Origin of the sequence: Pseudoalteromonas sp. MMG007, from assembly GCF_018100985.1 — a bacterium.
GTDB lineage: Bacteria > Pseudomonadota > Gammaproteobacteria > Enterobacterales > Alteromonadaceae > Pseudoalteromonas.
In genome coordinates this window covers 78,058-96,056 of record NZ_JAGJEI010000012.1, presented here as the reverse complement: position 1 = coordinate 96,056, position 17,999 = coordinate 78,058, and the positions used below count along the sequence as shown (strand labels likewise).

At 39.4% G+C, this 17,999-nt stretch carries 13 protein-coding genes; 6 read left to right on the top strand and 7 right to left on the bottom strand.

Translation table 11 applies throughout. The features are described from left to right. Nucleotides 1-20 precede the first annotated feature (20 nt). The gene (locus J8L71_RS13985) at nt 21-2,201 is read right to left on the bottom strand and encodes a malate synthase G (RefSeq protein WP_211001065.1); all 2,181 of its coding nucleotides are present in this window, start codon (nt 2,199-2,201) and stop codon (nt 21-23) included. A gap of 242 nt (nt 2,202-2,443) precedes the next feature. Between J8L71_RS13985 and J8L71_RS13980 the strand changes: the two genes are divergently transcribed. Continuing rightward, nucleotides 2,444-4,045 carry an isocitrate lyase gene (locus J8L71_RS13980; RefSeq protein ID WP_058550440.1) on the top strand — a complete coding sequence of 534 codons (1,602 nt, stop codon included), beginning with the start codon at nt 2,444-2,446 and terminating at the stop codon, nt 4,043-4,045. A 557-nt stretch (nt 4,046-4,602) separates the two neighbouring features. Here J8L71_RS13980 and J8L71_RS13975 read toward each other — a convergent pair. The 3 genes from J8L71_RS13975 to J8L71_RS13965 form a co-directional block, all read right to left on the bottom strand. Then, nucleotides 4,603-6,633, bottom strand: a complete 2,031-nt coding sequence (locus J8L71_RS13975; RefSeq protein ID WP_211001064.1) for a S9 family peptidase — start codon at nt 6,631-6,633, stop codon at nt 4,603-4,605. 152 nt (nt 6,634-6,785) lie between these two features. Next, nucleotides 6,786-7,520, bottom strand: coding sequence for a 5-oxoprolinase subunit PxpA (locus J8L71_RS13970; RefSeq protein ID WP_211001063.1), 735 nt, complete (start codon nt 7,518-7,520; stop codon nt 6,786-6,788). Between the two features lies 1 nt (nt 7,521). Then, complete coding sequence (locus tag J8L71_RS13965) at nt 7,522-9,333, bottom strand: glycoside hydrolase family 3 protein (RefSeq protein WP_211001062.1); 1,812 nt, start codon at nt 9,331-9,333, stop codon at nt 7,522-7,524. 319 nt (nt 9,334-9,652) lie between these two features. Between J8L71_RS13965 and J8L71_RS13960 the strand changes: the two genes are divergently transcribed. The 3 genes from J8L71_RS13960 (at nt 9,653) to J8L71_RS13950 (ending at nt 12,523) form a co-directional block, all read left to right on the top strand. After that, nucleotides 9,653-11,152, top strand: a complete 1,500-nt coding sequence (locus J8L71_RS13960; protein ID WP_211001106.1) for a sensor domain-containing diguanylate cyclase — start codon at nt 9,653-9,655, stop codon at nt 11,150-11,152. Nucleotides 11,153-11,448: 296 nt separating this feature from the next. Next, the gene (locus J8L71_RS13955; protein WP_002959120.1) at nt 11,449-11,658 is read left to right on the top strand and encodes a cold-shock protein; all 210 of its coding nucleotides are present in this window, start codon (nt 11,449-11,451) and stop codon (nt 11,656-11,658) included. An 82-nt stretch (nt 11,659-11,740) separates the two neighbouring features. Next, nucleotides 11,741-12,523: a transporter substrate-binding domain-containing protein gene (locus tag J8L71_RS13950; protein WP_348771806.1), complete on the top strand. Its 783-nt coding sequence runs from the start codon at nt 11,741-11,743 to the stop codon at nt 12,521-12,523. Between the two features lie 2 nt (nt 12,524-12,525). Here J8L71_RS13950 and J8L71_RS13945 read toward each other — a convergent pair whose 3' ends face one another. From J8L71_RS13945 to udk, 3 genes are all read right to left on the bottom strand, one after another. Then, nucleotides 12,526-13,236, bottom strand: coding sequence for a transporter substrate-binding domain-containing protein (locus tag J8L71_RS13945; RefSeq protein ID WP_211001061.1), 711 nt, complete (start codon nt 13,234-13,236; stop codon nt 12,526-12,528). Between the two features lie 677 nt (nt 13,237-13,913). After that, the gene (locus tag J8L71_RS13940; RefSeq protein WP_211001060.1) at nt 13,914-15,140 is read right to left on the bottom strand and encodes a NupC/NupG family nucleoside CNT transporter; all 1,227 of its coding nucleotides are present in this window, start codon (nt 15,138-15,140) and stop codon (nt 13,914-13,916) included. A gap of 17 nt (nt 15,141-15,157) precedes the next feature. Further along, entirely contained in the window at nt 15,158-15,790 is a 633-nt protein-coding gene (udk, locus tag J8L71_RS13935) for a uridine kinase (RefSeq protein ID WP_058550446.1), read from the bottom strand. A 192-nt stretch (nt 15,791-15,982) separates the two neighbouring features. Here udk and J8L71_RS13930 point away from each other — a divergent pair, with 192 nt between their 5' ends. Together J8L71_RS13930 and deoD are read left to right on the top strand one after the other, a co-directional pair. Beyond that, nucleotides 15,983-17,215 carry a phosphopentomutase gene (locus J8L71_RS13930; protein WP_211001059.1) on the top strand — a complete coding sequence of 411 codons (1,233 nt, stop codon included), beginning with the start codon at nt 15,983-15,985 and terminating at the stop codon, nt 17,213-17,215. Continuing rightward, nucleotides 17,215-17,916 carry a purine-nucleoside phosphorylase gene (gene deoD / locus J8L71_RS13925; protein WP_211001058.1) on the top strand — a complete coding sequence of 234 codons (702 nt, stop codon included), beginning with the start codon at nt 17,215-17,217 and terminating at the stop codon, nt 17,914-17,916. The genes J8L71_RS13930 and deoD overlap by 1 nt, the downstream gene beginning before the upstream one ends. Nucleotides 17,917-17,999: the final 83 nt, after the last annotated feature.

Below are 17,999 nucleotides of genomic sequence, written 5' to 3'. Positions count from 1 at the left end.
ATATAGCGTTAATTTAATTATTAACTCATTTGAGCCTTATATTTAATACGGTAGCTATGCAGTAATGGCTCAGTGTAACCACTTGGTTGTTTTGCTCCCTCTATAACTAAAGCTAAAGCCGCTTGATATGCAATGCTATTTTTAAGTGATAGCGCGTTGCTTGCCATAGGTTTATAAGCGCTGTCGTGCTCGTTTTGGCCATCAACTACTTTTGCCATTTTTGCCATTGTTGACTCTATTTGAGCTTGCGTACATACCCCATGGTGTAACCAATTAGCCATGTGTTGGCTTGAAATGCGAAGCGTAGCTCTGTCTTCCATTAAACCTATATGGTTTATATCGGGCACTTTGGAGCAGCCAATTCCTTGGTCTATCCAACGTACTACATAACCTAAAATGCCTTGTGCATTGTTTTCAAGTTCACTTTGAATATCTTCTTTTGAAAGCGCTGTAATATCGTCCATTAATGGTGGCGTAAGCAAATCATTTAGGCTTGCTTGTGCACGTGTCGCTATGTTTTGCTGCGCGTTAAATACGTTTACATCATGGTAATGCATTGCATGTAGGGTCGCTGCAGTAGGGGAGGGCACCCATGCGGTATTGGCACCAGATTGCGGATGCGCAAGTTTTTGCTCCATCATTAGTGCCATTTTATCTGGCATTGGCCACATGCCTTTACCTATTTGTGCCTTGTGACTTAAGCCACAAGCAAGGCCAATATCTACGTTACGGTCTTCGTATGCTTGGATCCATGGCTGCTTTTTAATCTCTGCTTTTGGTAATACAACTCCCGCATGCATTGAGGTATGAATTTCGTCTCCGGTTCTATCTAAAAAGCCGGTGTTAATAAATACAACACGCTCTTTAGCTCTATGTATACAAGCTTTTAAATTTGCAGAGGTGCGGCGCTCTTCATCCATAATGCCCATTTTAAGTGTATTTTTAGGTAAACCGAGTGCCTCTTCTACGTGGCTAAACAATGTGTTGGTAAAGGCAACTTCGTCGGGGCCATGCATTTTTGGCTTTACAATATTTATACTTTGAGCGCTTGAGTTTTTCATGCCTGTTTTTTTGTTTAAGTCGTGCAGGGCTGCTGTGGCTGTAAACATTGCATCCATAATGCCTTCAAATACAGGCTGGCCATAAATATCAGAAATAGCCGGATTAGTCATTAAATGGCCTACATTGCGGACAAACATCATGCTACGGCCTTTTAAGGTAACTGTGCCACCATCAAGAGCTGTGTATGTTTTATCGCTTTGTAAGGTACGCTCTACCGTTTTATCTCCTTTTTTAAATGACTCAGTTAAATTACCTTGCATAAGGCCTAACCAATTTTTATAAACTTGTACTTTATCCTCGGCATCAACGGCGGCTACAGAGTCTTCGCAATCCATTATGGTGGTAAGGGCGGCCTCGAGTACGACATCTTTTAAGCCGGCTTTATCGGCTTGGCCAATAGGGTGGTGATGGTCTATTTGTAGCTCTAAATGTAGGCCATTATTTTTTAATAATATAACACTTGGATTTTGCGCTTCACCCTTAAAACCAATAAGTTGTGAAGGGTTAGCAAGCGTTGTTTGCGAGCTGTCGCGAAGCGTTATAACTAGGCTACCATTAACTACTGAGTAATTAGTGCTTTCAATATGCGAGCCATTACTTAGCGGTAATGCTTTATCTAAAAACTGGCGCGCGTAAGCCATTACTTTAAAGCCGCGTACTGGGTTATATGTGCTGCCTTTTTCAGCTCCATCGTCTTCACTTAGCACGTCTGTGCCGTATAAAGCGTCGTATAACGAGCCCCAACGCGCATTTGCTGCGTTAAGCGCAAAGCGTGCATTACTAACAGGCACAACTAATTGTGGGCCAGCTGTAAGTGCGACCTCAGGCTCAACATTTTGAGTTTCAATACTAAAATTTTCAGGCTCTTTTACCAAGTAACCTATTTCTTGTAAAAAAGAGTGATATGCAGCGCTGTCCCACGATTTATTTTTCAAGTGGTAATCGTCTATTTGCTGCTGCAATTGCTCTCTTTTTTCAAGTAGTGCACGGTTTGTTGGCGTCAGTGTTTGCACTATATTTGCAAAGCTTTTCCAAAATTGCTGCTCTGATAAATGAGTACCTGGAAGTAGCTTTGTTTTAACAAAGTCAGCTAGCTGTGTATCTACGCTTAGCCCTGAGTGTGTGAGAGTGTGAGTCATAATTACCTTCCTTAAACGGTGCCGTGTGTTGTTTTTATATGTGTGTGTTAAACAAACAATACCGCATAAACACAGTGTTGAGTGCTTTTTGCTCATTCATAAAATATATAGCCGCAATAACAACTATAAATTTACTAAATCTAAAAAATGAGCCTAATGTTGAATTAAGCAAACGGAGCACACACTCCTAGCCACTCTCACAACATTAAAATAATTTATAGACCCGTTCGAAGGATTTTATTATGACAACGTACACACACGAAACAGACACTCTAGCGACCCTTTGCCAATCACAAGGTAATGCGTGGAAAGCAATTAACCCAGAGTATGCAAGCCGCATGCGTTTACAAAACCGCTTTCGTACTGGGATTGAAATTGCACAATACACAGCCGACGTAATGCGTGAAGATATGGCTGCATACGATAAAGACACAAGCCAATACACACAGTCTTTAGGGTGTTGGCATGGTTTTACTGCGCAGCAGATGATGATGGCTATTAAGCGTCATCAAAAAACAACTAAACGCAGTTACGTATACTTAAGTGGTTGGATGGTTGCAGCGCTTCGCTCTGCATTTGGCCCATTACCCGATCAAAGCATGCACGAAAAAACATCGGTACCTGCATTAATTGAAGAAATTTATACGTTTTTAAAGCAAGCTGATGCACGTGAACTAGACCATTTGTTTAACGATTTAGATGAAGCAAAAGCAAATGGTGGTGATGTACAAGCGGTGCTTGATAAAATCGATAACTTTGAAACCCATGTAGTGCCAATTATTGCCGATATTGACGCAGGCTTTGGTAACGAAGAAGCAACCTACTTACTCGCTAAAAAAATGATTGAAGCCGGCGCGTGTGCCATTCAGATTGAAAACCAAGTGTCTGACGCTAAACAATGTGGCCACCAAGCGGGTAAAGTAACCGTACCGCATGAAGACTTTTTAGCAAAAATTAATGCAGTACGTTACGCATTTTTAGAACTAGGGATTGATAACGGTATTATTGTGGCACGTACCGACTCGTTAGGTGCAAGCCTTACACAAAAAGTGCCGGTATCTCAAACGCCTGGTGATTTAGCTAGTCAATACAACGCCTTTTTAGAAACGACACCTATTAATGGGGTAGATGACTTAAATGAAGGTGATACCGCAATGAAAATCAACGGTGAACTTTGTAAACCAACTCGCCTTGAAAATGGCCTCTACCAGTTTCGCGAAGGCACTGAAAAAGACCGCGTAGTACTTGATTGTATTACCAGCTTACAGTCGGGCGCTGATTTACTGTGGATTGAAACAGAAAAACCACATGTTAAACAAATTGCAGAACTGGTAAACCGTGTTAAAGAGCAAGTACCTGATGCTAAGCTTGTATACAATAACTCGCCTTCATTTAACTGGACGCTTAAGTTCCGCGAGCAAGTTTACCAAGAATGGCAAGAAGCTGGCCGTGATTTAAGTGCTTACCCAAGCTTAGGTGACAACAAAGGCTTAATGGCGCCAGAAATGGATGACACTGAGCTTGCTCAAGCAGCTGATTTACTGGTACAAAACTTCCAGCGCGATGGCGCACGTGAAGCCGGTATTTTCCATCACTTAATCACACTACCTACCTATCATACTGCTGCACTAAGCACTGATATTTTATCTGAAGGTTACTTTGGTGACATGGGGATGCTTGCTTATGTACGTGATGTACAGCGCCAAGAAATTCGCCGAGAGCAGGCGTCAGTTAAGCATCAGGATCTTGCTGGTTCTAACATTGGCGATACGCACAAAGAGTACTTCTCGGGTGATAACGCACTTAAAGCAGGTGGTGAAGACAACACCATGAACCAATTTTAAATTCCTAACTAGATAGTGTTACTCAAGGGCCTGTAGGCCCTTTTTTATTATTTTAAATAAAGTTAGGTCATTGAAGGCATAGTTACAGATCATAGTTTAACTAACCAAATTATTTTGGATCACGATTTAACTACCTGAGTAAATTTACAGATCAGAGTTTAACTAACACGGTGTAAAACGCATTTTTTACGCTAATTTTTACCGTAAAGGGCCTTTCTTGGGCATTAAAAAGCCGATAAGTTACTGATTTTAGATTTATAGGAAGATTTGATGCGTTTTATAAACCGATTTTTTACTAACTTCTTTTAACTATAAAACAAAATTTTACTAACTGAGAGGTTATAAACAGTGGCTCAAACCGCTTTTTTACTAACTCAAACTAGTTAAAATAGTATAAACCGAAATTTTACTAACTGAAGTTTTGGCTAAGTCCGATATTTGTCTGCCATAAAACTGTAAAGGGGGTTTACAGTTTTAATGCTACAGCAGTAAATATAAAAGCCACTTATTTAAAGTGGCTTTTATTTGAGCTATAGATTTATTATTTTAAAATTAGGTTATTTAGTGTGCTTATCAAACCACCATTGAATATACGCAACTTTGGTCATTAAGTTAGATGGGCGTGTAGTAATTCCGTGAGATGCATTAGGAATACGCACCATTGCTGTATCAACACCCTGTAGTTTTAACGCTTGATAAAACTGCTCAGTTTCTGATATTGGTGTACGGTAGTCAGATTCTCCAGTAAGCAACATGGTTGGTGTGGTTACATTACCTACGTAGCTTATTGGTGAGCGCTTCATGTAGTGCTCAATATGTTCCCATGGCTTACCTGGAAACCAGTAATCAGCAAAAAATGGATAAAAGTCAGCAGTTAGTACAAAGCTGATCCAATTAATAACAGGTTTAGCAACCACTGCAGCTGCAAAGCGGTCAGTGTGGCCTACAATCCATGCTGTTAGTACACCACCGCCAGAGCCACCGGTTACAAATAATTTAGACTCATCAATAAAGCCTTTTGCTATTACTGCATCAACGCCAGTCATTAAATCATCAAAATCGTTGCTAGGGTAATTATGGTGTATGGTTTGAGCAAACTCTTTACCGTATGAGTCACTCCCGCGAGGGTTCATGTATAAAACTACATTTCCTTTTGCAGCAAATAACTGTATTTCAGCACTAAAATGAGGGCCATAATTAGCGACAGGGCCTCCATGTATCTCTAGTATTAGTGGGTATTCTTTATTACTATCAAACTCAGGCGGGTACGCAATCCAGCCCTGAATAGGCAGCTCATCGTGGCTAGATTTAACCCAGATTTCTTCAACTTTGGCTAATTGTTTGGTGTCGAGTGCATCCGCATTTAAGTTTGTTAAGCGCTCAGCTTTGCCGCGCTTAACTTTAGCTACATCTGCCGGGCGTTGGATGTCTGCAAGGGTAAAAGCAATATCACCATCTTCACTAATATCAAAATCCCCTCCTGAATAAGGACGACCAAACGCAACGCTGCCTATTTGCTCGGTGAGCACTTTACGTTTACCGCTACGAGGCTGATAGGCAAGGGCTGTTTGGCCTTCATCGGCGTAACTAAAGTAAACCCCTTTTGAGTTAGCACTCCATTTAATTTGGCTCACGCTTCTATCAAAATTAGGAGTTAAACTTTTTGTATCACCCGTTTTTAAATCACGAATATAAAGCTGAGTGTTTTCGTAATTTGTACGTTTATCATCATACCCTGTGTATGCTAAGTAACGACCATCAGGCGATACTTTAGGCTGCTGGTCGGGACCATTTCTATCAGTGATTGGCTCAATTGCTAAAGTGCTTAAATTAAGTTTATACACTTCGCTATTGGTTGGTTTAAGTAAGTTTTGCTCGTGTCTGTTTGCTGAAAAATAAAGAGATTTACCGTCTTTACTAAAACTAACATTGCCAGCGTTATCAAACTCATCATTTGTGAGTTGTTGTGCATTCCCACCGTTGGCATCTATGGCAAAAAGCTGGCTAAATCCTTTTTGCGTATAACCGCCACCATCTGCTCGATAGTAAACATCGTCAATAAACTTAGCAGGCTCTGCCCACGTTGCACCTTTTGGCTTTCCCGGTAAGCTTACTGGCGCCGAAGAGTTGCTTGGAACAAACATGCTAAAAACAAGCTGGCTTGAATCTGGGCTCCATGAAATAGCACGAGGGGAGCTTGTTAAGTTACTAATTTTTGCTATTGCACCGGTTTTTAGCCATTTCATATAAATTTGGCTACTGCCATCGCGGGTAGATATAAAAGCAAGGCGCTGACCATCTGGAGAAAGTACCGGCGAGTAATCCATATGCACGCCAGAAGTTAATGGCTGCATTTGCTTAGTTTTATAATCAACAGACCAAATATTACTTACTTTACGGTCGGTTTTTATATCCATGCGGTTACGCACAAAATAAACCGTTTTACCGTCTTCTGTAATATCTATTTGATTGGCATATTCTAAATTGAATACGTCTTGTAATTGCAGTGTGTTTTCTTCTGCGTAGGCTAAACTACTACATCCTAAAACGAGGCTACTACTAAGGCTAAGCGCTAAAAACTTTTTCATTTATGGTCCCTGTTGTGGTTTTTATCATTCTAAATGTATTTATATGATAGCTGCTTAGGGATTAAAAGGGGGATGCGGTGAAGCTCTTATAAAACTCTATGAGTTAAGCTGTAAAGGGGGTTTACAGCTTCAATTAAAGGTACTGTAAAGACTTAGTCAGCTGATTCGCACAGTGATTTAATATCTTTAATAAGCGCTATGCCGTCTGAGTTGTCGCCATGTACACATAAGCTATGTGCGTTGAGCGTTAGTTTTTTTCCTGAGCGAGTTGTTACGCTACCATCAGATAAAAGCTGAGTTACTTGCTTTAATAATGCCGCTTTATTGTGAACGCTACCTTCAAGCGTTCGTGATACTAAATGTCCGTCATCGGTGTACTGCCTATCGGCGAAGGCTTCGAGTATTAGTTCTACGTTTTGCTCTTTTGCTTTTTTAATATGCTCGTGAGCACTACTTGTGGCTAAAATCATTAATTTTAATTGGCTAGGGTAGTTGGCAATAGCATGTATAACCGCTTGTAATATTTGCTCATCAGCCATCATGTCGTTATAAAGTGCGCCATGGGGTTTAACGTAACTAAGCGTTAAACCATGCACTTTTGCCATCCCCTCAAGAGCCGCTATTTGATAATGCAGGCAATTAGTAAGTTCTACTTCGCTAAGGTTCATTGAGCGCCTACCAAAACCCTGTAAATCAGGGTAGCTAGGGTGAGCACCAATTTGTACCTTATGCTGCTTAGCAAGTTTAAGAGTTTTAGCTATTACATCAGCGTCACCTGCATGAAACCCACATGCAATGTTAGCCATATTAATATGCGGCATTACATCATCGTCTAGCCCCATGTTCCATGAACCAAAACTTTCGCCTAAATCGCAATTTAGTTTCATGTTAGTGCGCCTTTTGCGGTTTGATTGTGACAGGTAAAACGCCATTTGCTTGCTCTTTACCAAGTAATACTTTTGCTAACGCTGTAAAAGCGGGGCCAGAAACTCTCTCGTTTTTATCTATATCAATATTGTACGCGTATGATGCAAGCACTGCCTGAGCATATTCACCATATGTAGCAATATCGTACGGCGCCCTTAAACTAATAAACACGGTACTTTTATTACTTTGCTTAGCTATTTTTAATAATGACTCAAGCGCTTGAGGTTGTTGTGCAGTACTAAGAGCAAAATTAGGGTCATCTTTTAAATCGTCCATTCCGCCAATCTCTACTGCACTTTGATTAGGTGTGGCATTTGCAGCAATAATTACATCAGCCGAATTTATTTGCTTGCTAGCTTGTTCGGGATCAAACCCTTGTAAGCTACTACAGGTATAAGTTAATACTTTTTCGCTGATAGCTTCAAGTGCTTGCTGCATCGCCATACATTTACGTGTGTCGGGCATAATAATATGCACACGCTGCGTATTTTTTAGTTTTAGTGGCAAGGTGCTATCTGTATTTTTTACTAGTGTAATAGCCGCCACTGCAAGCTCTGTTTCTACTGTACGGTGAGCTTTGCTGCCAATAATCTGCTTTGCATTAATAAGCGCGGTAATAGGATCAAAATTAGTGCTTAGCTTAAATTTACTTTTTAAAGTGGTAATACGCTTCGCAGATTGTGCTATTTCGTGCTCATCGAGTTGTTTTGATTTTACAGCGGCTACCAGCTCTTTAATTAAAAAGTCTAGCTTGTTCAAATCATCGGGTGTTCTTATCTCTATAGGCATAAGTGCTATATCAACACCTGCCGCAAAGGTATTAATAACCGCTTGAGTTGGCGTAAAGAAGTGGCTAATACCCGCCATATCAAGCGCATCTGTAACCACGACCCCTTGATAGTTAAGCTCGTCTCGCAAAATATCAGTAATAATAGTGCGTGACATAGTGGCTGGTTTAATCATGGCTTTACCATCAATACTTATAAAGGTACTGCTATCGAGTTGCGGGTATTGAATATGTGCAGTCATTATCATACCAGGGTTTTGCTTGGCGATAATATGTTTAAACGGCGCAAGATCTTGCTCGTAAATAACCTCTTTTGAATGGTTTACTTGGGGTAGCCCTGTATGGCTATCGACACTTGTATCACCATGTCCAGGAAAATGCTTTAAAGAGGTAATAACGCCGTTACTTTCAAAGCCAGCAACTTGAGCTGCACCTAATTTGCCAACCAGTGTCGGGTTTTCACCAAAGGATCGAACATTTATTACAGGGTTGTCTGGATTCATATTTACATCAACAGTAGGCGCGTAATTAACATTAACTCCTAATGATGCAAGTTCTTTTGCTATGACTGTTGCCGTTTTAGTTGCGAATTCAATACCGTGCTTTTTGTAGGTTGCGCCAATCGACATATTACCTGTAAAGGAGGTCGCTACATCGCGAGGTAAACGTGCTACGCGTCCGCCCTCCTGATCTATTGAAATAAATAGCGGCAACTTACTGCTTGATTTGCTTGCTGCAGTTTGTAGCTGCGTATTAAGCGTAATCGTTTGCTCAATTGATTGTGTATTTTCAGAAAATAAAATAACACCACCAATATTGTGTTTTGTTACTACATTAGCAAGCTCGCTTGGCAAGCTGGTCATTGGGGTACGGCATTGTTTACTTGATCCTTGCTCACAGTAGTAGCGAAAGTCGAGTATTAACTTTTGGCCAAGTTGCTGTTCAAGAGAAAGTGCTGATTTAGCAAAAGAAGATTGTAATGGCATTAAGCACCCAGATAAAAAAACAAGAGACGATACAACATACTTATTTAGCAAAATATTCTCCAAAGCTAAATAAAATTAGATAAGTACACGCAGCTTATCTACTTTTACGCGCAACTGCAAAGCGCGTATTGATAACGATTTTTAGTAAAGTATAGATAGTATAATTAATGGCTTAATATTCAGCTAAGAGTTATAATTGACGGCTTTTTTACACTTTAAAGTGTTATTAATAACGAGTTGTGGAAGCGTTTTGATTAAAAAATTATTACCTGCTTTAAATTTAAGGTTTCTTATATTATTGCTCGCATTTTCTGCTGCAATGAGCACACTGGTGGGAAGTTTTTACTCTACTTATCAGGTTCAAAAAGAGCAGCTGACCAAATTTACGCTTAGAAGTAACCTAGCTTATGCACAAAAGCTAGCGTCCGCAACTGACAATTTTTTAGAGTCGGCTCTTCAGCAACTGGCTTATTCAGCTAACGTTATTGAACATCAAACAGATGACCTGCAGTTACTAAATAGCGAAGTAACCCGGTTAAACCTTCAAACAAAGAGTTTTAATTCTGTTGTGGTTAACGTTAATGGAATTCTTGCTGCTACTTCTCCACACTTTGCTACTATAATTGGCCAACCAATAAATACGCCAGGTGCAATTGAGGCCACTAATAAGAAACGTCCGTTAATTAGTAAGCCGTATATGTCGGCAGCTGGCAACTTAATTGTTTTTATATCGCATCCACTATTTGATTTAGAGGGCAATTATTTAGGCTATATTGGTGGCTCTCTTTATTTAAAAGAAAAAAATATTTTAAATGCCCTTTTAGAGCAGCATTATCACGAAGGGGGCTCTTATTTATATGTGGTCAGCTCAAATAAATATATTTTGTATCACCCGGATGCACACCGTATAGGTTCTTTAGTTACTGGTAATGCAGTTGTAGATGCTGCGTTAAGTGGCAAAAAAGGCGCGTCGCAAGTACTTAATAGTAAAAATAAAACCATGTTAGCAGGCTATGCACCTGTTGCGTCCTCTGGTTGGGGCATAGTGGCACAAAGACCTCTAAAACTAACGCTTTCATCACTAGATGTATTAACTATTGAAGTAGTTAAGCAAACGATCCCTATGGCGTTAATTACATTTATACTCATAGGCTTATTTGCGCACTTTATTGCAAGGCCATTAAAGCGCTTAGCCGACAATGCTGACACCCTTGACGATCCTCAAAGCTTAGACAAACTAAAAGCGGTTAAGTCTTGGTACTTTGAAAGTCATAGATTAAAAATGGCGATGCTAAAGGGGGTTAATATATTACAAATGCAAATAGGGCAGCTTCGCCATGATGCGCAAACAGATCCTCTAACTAACACTCATAATCGAAGAAGTCTAAATGGTTTATTAAACCAGCTTATGTTTAAACAAACACCCTTTGCTATTTTAGAAATAGATATCGATTTTTTTAAACGCGTAAACGATACCTTTGGCCATGATAAAGGTGATGAAGCGCTTGTTTACTTAACAGACATCATTAAAAAGCTCTCAAGAAAAGACGATATTGTAGCCCGTATTGGCGGTGAAGAATTTGTGCTAGTGCTACCTAACGAGGACAGTAAAAGTGCTTATACAATTGCGGAGCGCTTACGCACCACCGTCGAGTCTTCAAAAATAGATACTATTGGCTACATTACTATTTCGATAGGTATAGCAACTTGGCCAGATCACAGTAACGATATTGACCAAGTTTATAAGTGTGCCGATAAAGCACTTTATTATGCTAAAAACCATGGCCGCAATAGATGTGTAATAGCTGGTTCACTCTAGCTATTCCAACTTTTGAATGTAATTACAGATACTTACTTATTTTTGTGCATTAAAAGTTGATATTATCTCTGTTAGCTATTCACTCGTTATTTAATTAGTTATAAATGCTTGACAAAATATTCGAACTCTATATAGTGGGCCGCAGCTAGAAAGAAAGCATGTAATTTATAAATCTCCATTTCGTTGTTGTATAAGTAATACTTGTAGTACCGTCCTGAAGTTTTTAAGTACCATCTCATTTTTTGCTACACCCGCTCATATGAGCATATTTTTTTATTTTATATCAGGATATTACAATGTCTAACATCGTATCAGGTACAGTTAAGTGGTTCAACGAGTCTAAAGGTTTTGGTTTCATCGAGCAAGAAAATGGCCCAGACGTTTTCGCACATTTCTCAGCAATCAAAAGCGAAGGTTTCAAAACTTTAGCTGAAGGCCAACGTGTAGAGTTCACTCTTTCACAAGGTCAAAAAGGTCCTCAAGCTGATAACATCACAGCTGTATAATTTTACTTTTTAAGTAAAATGAAAAAAAGCGCTTAAGGCGCTTTTTTTGTGTCTGAAATTTGACTCAACCTAAGCTGCGCCTATTATTAATGTAAGTTCATCAGTAGGTATCGTTATCATTAAGTCCTTCCTCACACTCGTTTTTATATTTATCAGCCATTATGTACAGGCTGAAGATTTCAAGCTCACGATCTACACTGAGCACTTTTCACCATACAATTTTGAAAGCAAAGCGGGTCAGCTTGTTGGCATAAATCTCGATATTGTAAAAGATGTATGCATTGCGTCAGACATTATCTGTGAATTTAAAATACTTCCTTGGAAACGTGCTTACAGCCTAGTCCAAAAAGAAAAGCATTCAGGTATTATTTCTATCGCTAAAACGTCCCAAAGAACGCCTATTTTTAATTGGGTAGGGCCTTTGGCATCCAGTGAAACATTTTTTTATAAACTTAAAAAAAATACTCAGTTAAAAATGAACAGCTTAAATGAAGCTAAGCAGTTTTCACTTGCTATTGTAAGAGGGGATATTTACGAATCGATAGTCAAAAAAGTAGGGTTTGAAGCAGGTAAAAACCTTTTGTCTATAGGTGATGAAAAGCAATATATGCACTTGTTTTTAAATAGTAAAATAGACTTAATTTTAGGCTCAGAGTACACCATTGGTTATCAGCTTTCGCCTTTTGGGTATAGTGAGGACGATGTCGTTAGACTGCAGGAATTGCCAATACCTGAAATAGCAGGCAACTACATTGCGTTTAATAAATCAGTACCCAATTACATTGTAGCGCGTTTTAATAGTGAGTATGAAAAGCTTAAAAGGAAGGATAACTTTTCAGCTTATAAAAAGCGATATAAGCGCTGATGTTAGTGACTATAAGGGAGAGCTTTATTCTTTTTTACTTCTAAGAATGCTGCTTGAAGGGCTTCAATTAGTTGAATATCTGTTTTTTTGTTAGCCGCCAAGTAGGCATCAATCGTCAACTCATCAATTTTATAAACGAATTTTAAGTGCCCAGGTTCTAGCTTTAAATAGTCACTCATTTGCTGCATGTATAAAGGATCATCAACAATTAATTCTACTTTTTTTGCCAATAATAAAGAGTATGATTTTTGTATATCTGATGTAAGTACTACTTCAAAACCAAGTTTAGTTAAAGTTTGTGTAGAAAAGTCATTTCGTTGCATCGCAATTTTGTATTTTTTTGCCCCCTCTGTGCTGTTGATTTCAATATCATTACGTGACGATAAACTAATAAATCCTAGCTCAAAGCGTCCTACAGGCCCTATCCAATAAAATAAATCTTCGCGTTTCTCAGTGCGTGCTAAGCTGTAAATAAACGTGTTTTTAAGCTCTTTAGCGACTTTATATGCTCTTGCCCAAGGGTACATTTGTATATTAGGTTTTAGCTTGGCTTGGGCGAAAATATCCCTTATAAACTGCGTGCCTTCACCCACTACTTCACCATTAACTAGTTCTTGATTAGGTGGAGCAAGCTCTGTTACCACCAAGTAGTCATCTTGCGCTACGGCGGCTAGGCAATAGGTAAGGCATAAAAGGTAAATAAAGGGTTTCACAAGGTATATTCATTATTTGGTTTATAAGCATAAATTAAGTGTGGCTTAAAATATAAAAAATACAAAAGTAAAATTGGCATAAATTTCTTTAATAACAAAAATTAAGCTAAAAGTTAGGCATTTTATTGATGGTAATTTGCTTATGCCAATCTGCAATAATACTTAATCACTATGCGGGGCTAAGCGTGTTGCTACCTGCGTTAAAATATCTTCATTTACGACCGCATAAATGCAGAAAGTAGAGCAATGCAGGAGCAATTGCCAAGAACAATTAAATAGCGAATTTTTTGTCTAGTTATCAACACGTTTTTCCACCCTCAAAAATAGATAGTTCAATTAAGCGAGTGTGTATTAGGTAAGATAACCTAAGGTTTGAAGATATTCTCATGGCATGCAAAGCTGTGTACAGCGCTAAGAGTTTTAATAACCAGATCTCTGGTTAAATAGAATGAGTTACTATGTTTGTAATAATAGCGGCTTAAAGGGTATTTAAAGACTTGTGTAGAGTTTGCTTGTGGGAAGGTGAGTAAACAGAAGGAAGGTTAATTATTAAAGCCCTAAAACGATAAAAGGGCCTTGCGGCCCTTGGTGAAGTATCGTTCAAGTCAGATAGTACTTTAACCCCTTAAAGGACTATCTTCTTGTTTTGCAACACCTGAGTTCATCTCAATAAGTTTCTAAGCTAGCGAGAGGAAAAACCCAGCAATTGCTGCACTCATAAGGTTAGCCATAGATCCTGCTAACACTGCTCTGAGCCCTAAGCGTGCGATATCCTTCCGCCTGCTAGGCGCCATACCGCCTAACCCACCTAGTAAAATGGCTATCGATGATAAGTTAGCAAATCCACACAATGCAAAAGTAACAATTGCTTGCGTGTGAGCACTTAACGTATCGCGATAATTTATAAAGTCTAAGTAAGCAACAAACTCGTTTACTACTATCTTTTGACCAATAAAGCTGCCGGCTATAATTGCTTCATCCCACGGTACACCGAGTAACCATGCAACAGGAGCAAATAAATAGCCTAATATTTCTTGAAGCGTCAATGTTGGGTAATCGAACCACCCGCCAACGCCGCCTAATAAACCGTTTAGTAGAGCAATTAACGCCACGAAGGCAAGTAGCATTGCACCTACGTTAAGTGCTAGATGCATGCCGTTAGCTGCGCCTGATGCAGCTGCATCGATTACATTAACTGGTTTATCATGATCACTTAAATCTAAATCTGCTAAGTTATCTTTAGGAGTTTCTGTTTCTGGCACAATCATTTTTGCCATTAAAAAACCACCCGGCGCGGCCATAAAGCTTGCCGCAATAAGATACTTAAGGTCTACACCAATAATTACGTAACCGGCCATAACAGAGCCTGCTACAGTGGCTAAACCACCTACCATTACTGCAAACAATTCAGACTTAGTCATTGTTGCTATAAATGGCTTAACTATTAGCGGTGCTTCAGTTTGGCCCACAAAAATATTGGCCGTTGCTGAAAGCGATTCTGTACGCGAGGTTTTCAAAAGCTTTTGTAAACCACCGCCTAAAATTCTAATTATCCAATCCATAATGCCAAGGTGATATAAAACAGCGACAAGCGCTGAGAAAAACACAATAACCGGCAATACTTGAATTGCGAATATAAAACCTAACGTATCTTGTGACGCTAGCGGGCCAAATAAAAACCCAATACCGTCATTTGCATAACCAATAACCGATGAAACGGCTGCAGACATGCTTGTTAATACATTTTTTCCTGCTTCAAAAAACAGAACAAAACCGCCAATAACGACTTGCATAGCAAACGCTATGCCAACGGTTCTTAAACTAATTGCTTTGCGGTTAGTTGAAGCCGCAAAAGCAATACTTAGCAGCACAACCATGCCCACTAAGCTCATTAATGTTGTCATACCCATGTTTCCCGTTATTATTCTTGTAGTAAATACTTGATTTTACTTTTAATAATATCAATCGCAACACGGTTCATACCGCCTCGAGTCACAACTAAATCAGCGTTATGCTTAGAAGGCTCAATAAATTGATAAAACATCGGTCTAACAGTTGCTTGATATTGCTCAACAACAGATTGTAATGTTCTGCCTCTTTGCTCCATATCACGTTGCATACGTCGCATTAAGCAAATATCTAAAGGTGTATCAATAAACACCTTGATATCAAATTCTTTATTAAGCGCTTTATCGCTCAGTAATAAAATACCTTCTACTATTAAGATTTTAGCAGCCGGTACACGTCGCGTTTTATCGCTACGGGTATGCTGTGCATAATCATAAGTTGGTACTTCTACAGAGTTTCCACTACGAAGTTGTGTTAAATGCTCAAGCATTAGTTCATGTTCAAATGCATCAGGATGATCGTAGTTAGTTTGCGTACGATGAGCCATAGGCAAATGAGACTGATCCTTATAATAAGCATCTTCTTCGATAATGGCGATAGCACCAGGTTCAAGCTCGTTAACCAGTTCGTTGTATATAGTTTGGCTAAATAGAGATTTGCCAGACGCAGATGCGCCAGCTATGGCTATAATTGTAGTTCGTGTCACTAAAGTTCTCACCCACACAGAAGGATATATTGTTGGTAGATCACAATAGCAAAAAAGACACGATTAATCTCTTTTGCTTCGCTCAAGAACGCAAATTTATAATGTTTAGGTTTTATGAAACAGGACTTTTGTCCTGTACGAAAAATTCGATCAGCGGATAAAGTAACCACCTAGAAGCAAAGTGAGGTCAAAATGGCAAGAGCAATTATCTTAATGGCGGATAGCCTAGGAATCGGTGCAGCACCAGATGCAGACAAATTTGGTGATCTTGGCGCTAATACATTCGCTCACTTACTTAAAGCATATTATGACGAAACGGGCAGTGCACTATCGCTACCTAATTTATCTAAATTAGGTTTAGTAGATGCATGTGAAGCTGCCGGTGGGGAAACGTGTTTAGTATCAGATCGTCAAACACCGCAAGGTGCTTGGGGTTATGCTAAAGAACTTTCGAGCGGTAAAGATACACCATCAGGTCATTGGGAAATGGCGGGTGTACCTGTGTTATTTGATTGGGGTTATTTCCCTAAAACACAGCCGAGCTTCCCACAAGAATTTATAGACGAGTTTATTGCTCGCACTGGTATTCCTGGCATTTTAGGCAATTGCCATGCATCAGGAACCACCATATTAGAGCAGCTAGGTGAAGAGCACGTAAAAACAGGTAAGCCAATCTGTTACACCTCAGCTGATAGCGTGTTTCAAATAGCCGCGCATGAAGAGTCATTCGGCCTAGATAAGCTTTATCAAGTTTGCGAAATCGCACGGGCGCTACTTGATGAAATGAATATAGGACGAGTGATTGCGCGGCCATTTTTGGGTTCAAATAGTCAAGATTTTGCTCGTACAGGTAATCGCCGTGACTATTCGGTACTTCCGCCAGCGCCAACGTTGTTAGATGTATTAGCAAAAGATGGCGGCGAAGTAATTAGTATTGGTAAAATTTCAGATATTTACGCGCATCAGGGCATAACTCAAAAGCACAAAGCACCAGGGCTTATGAACTTGCTTGAAAAAACCAGTGAAGTTATTTCAAGCGCACCAGATCGCAGCTTAGTTTTTACTAACCTTGTAGATTTTGATGAAAAATTTGGTCATCGCCGTAACCCAGTAGGTTATGCAAAAGCATTAAAAGAATTTGATGACTATTTACCAACTATACTTAAACAGTTAAATGCAGATGATATATTAATGATCACTGCCGATCACGGATGTGACCCAACCTTTCCAGGTTCAGAGCACACTCGTGAATACGTACCTGTAATAGCTTATAAGCCAGGTATGAATAACACACCATTAGGTGAACGCAACAGCTTTGCAGATATAGGCCAAACCCTAGCACAGTGGTTTAACCTTTCTGAGCTTGAATACGGTGACAGCTTTTTAGATAAGCTAACTACACCAAATAAAAAGGAAAACAATTAATGAGTACTCCGCATATCAGTGCAAACGTTGGTGATTTCGCCGAAACAGTATTAATGCCTGGCGATCCGCTACGTGCGCAATATATTGCTGAAAACTTTTTAGATGATGCAGTACAGGTTACAGGTGTTCGTAACATGTACGGTTTTACTGGCACTTATAAAGGTAAACCAGTAAGCATTATGGGTTCTGGCATGGGCATTCCATCAATGTCTATTTATGCACGCGAACTAATTGTAAGCTTTGGCGTTAAAAACATTATACGTATTGGTACATGTGGCGGTATTGGTACCGACATTAAAATCCGCGACGTGATTTTTGCACAAGGTGCAAGCACAGATTCAAATGTAAATCGTGCACGTGTACGTGGTTACGATTTTTCTGCTATTGCTAATTTTGATCTACTTTTAAACGGCGTAAATGCTGCGAAAGAGTTAGGTATTAAAGCAAAAGTAGGTAACGTATTTACTACCGACACCTTCTATCAAGCAGACGACACATTCTACAAAGACCTAGATAAGTTGGGTATGTTAGCTGTAGATATGGAAACAGCCGGCTTATACGGCGTTGCTGCAGAGTATGGTGCAAACGCAATGGCACTATTTACCGTAAGTGACCACGTGATCACTGGCGAAGCAACACCAGCCGACGAACGTCAAAGCACGTTTAACGAAATGGTTAAAATTGCATTAGAGTCTATCTAATTAACTAAATAATCTGAACTTTGGTTAAGAGATTTATTATCCAGAGTTCAGGTTAAATATAACAGTTCCTTGGTAACGTATTC

Coding starts and splice junctions, on each gene's coding strand:
- J8L71_RS13970 (WP_211001063.1), bottom strand. CDS start 7,520: ATGAAACTAAATTGCGATTTAGGCGAAAGTTTTGGTTCATGGAACATG.
- J8L71_RS13930 (WP_211001059.1), top strand. CDS start 15,983: ATGGCAAGAGCAATTATCTTAATGGCGGATAGCCTAGGAATCGGTGCA.
- J8L71_RS13940 (WP_211001060.1), bottom strand. CDS start 15,140: ATGACAACATTAATGAGCTTAGTGGGCATGGTTGTGCTGCTAAGTATT.
- J8L71_RS13985 (WP_211001065.1), bottom strand. CDS start 2,201: ATGACTCACACTCTCACACACTCAGGGCTAAGCGTAGATACACAGCTA.
- J8L71_RS13980 (WP_058550440.1), top strand. CDS start 2,444: ATGACAACGTACACACACGAAACAGACACTCTAGCGACCCTTTGCCAA.
- J8L71_RS13975 (WP_211001064.1), bottom strand. CDS start 6,633: ATGAAAAAGTTTTTAGCGCTTAGCCTTAGTAGTAGCCTCGTTTTAGGA.
- J8L71_RS13960 (WP_211001106.1), top strand. CDS start 9,653: ATGAGCACACTGGTGGGAAGTTTTTACTCTACTTATCAGGTTCAAAAA.
- deoD (WP_211001058.1), top strand. CDS start 17,215: ATGAGTACTCCGCATATCAGTGCAAACGTTGGTGATTTCGCCGAAACA.
- J8L71_RS13955 (WP_002959120.1), top strand. CDS start 11,449: ATGTCTAACATCGTATCAGGTACAGTTAAGTGGTTCAACGAGTCTAAA.
- J8L71_RS13965 (WP_211001062.1), bottom strand. CDS start 9,333: ATGCCATTACAATCTTCTTTTGCTAAATCAGCACTTTCTCTTGAACAG.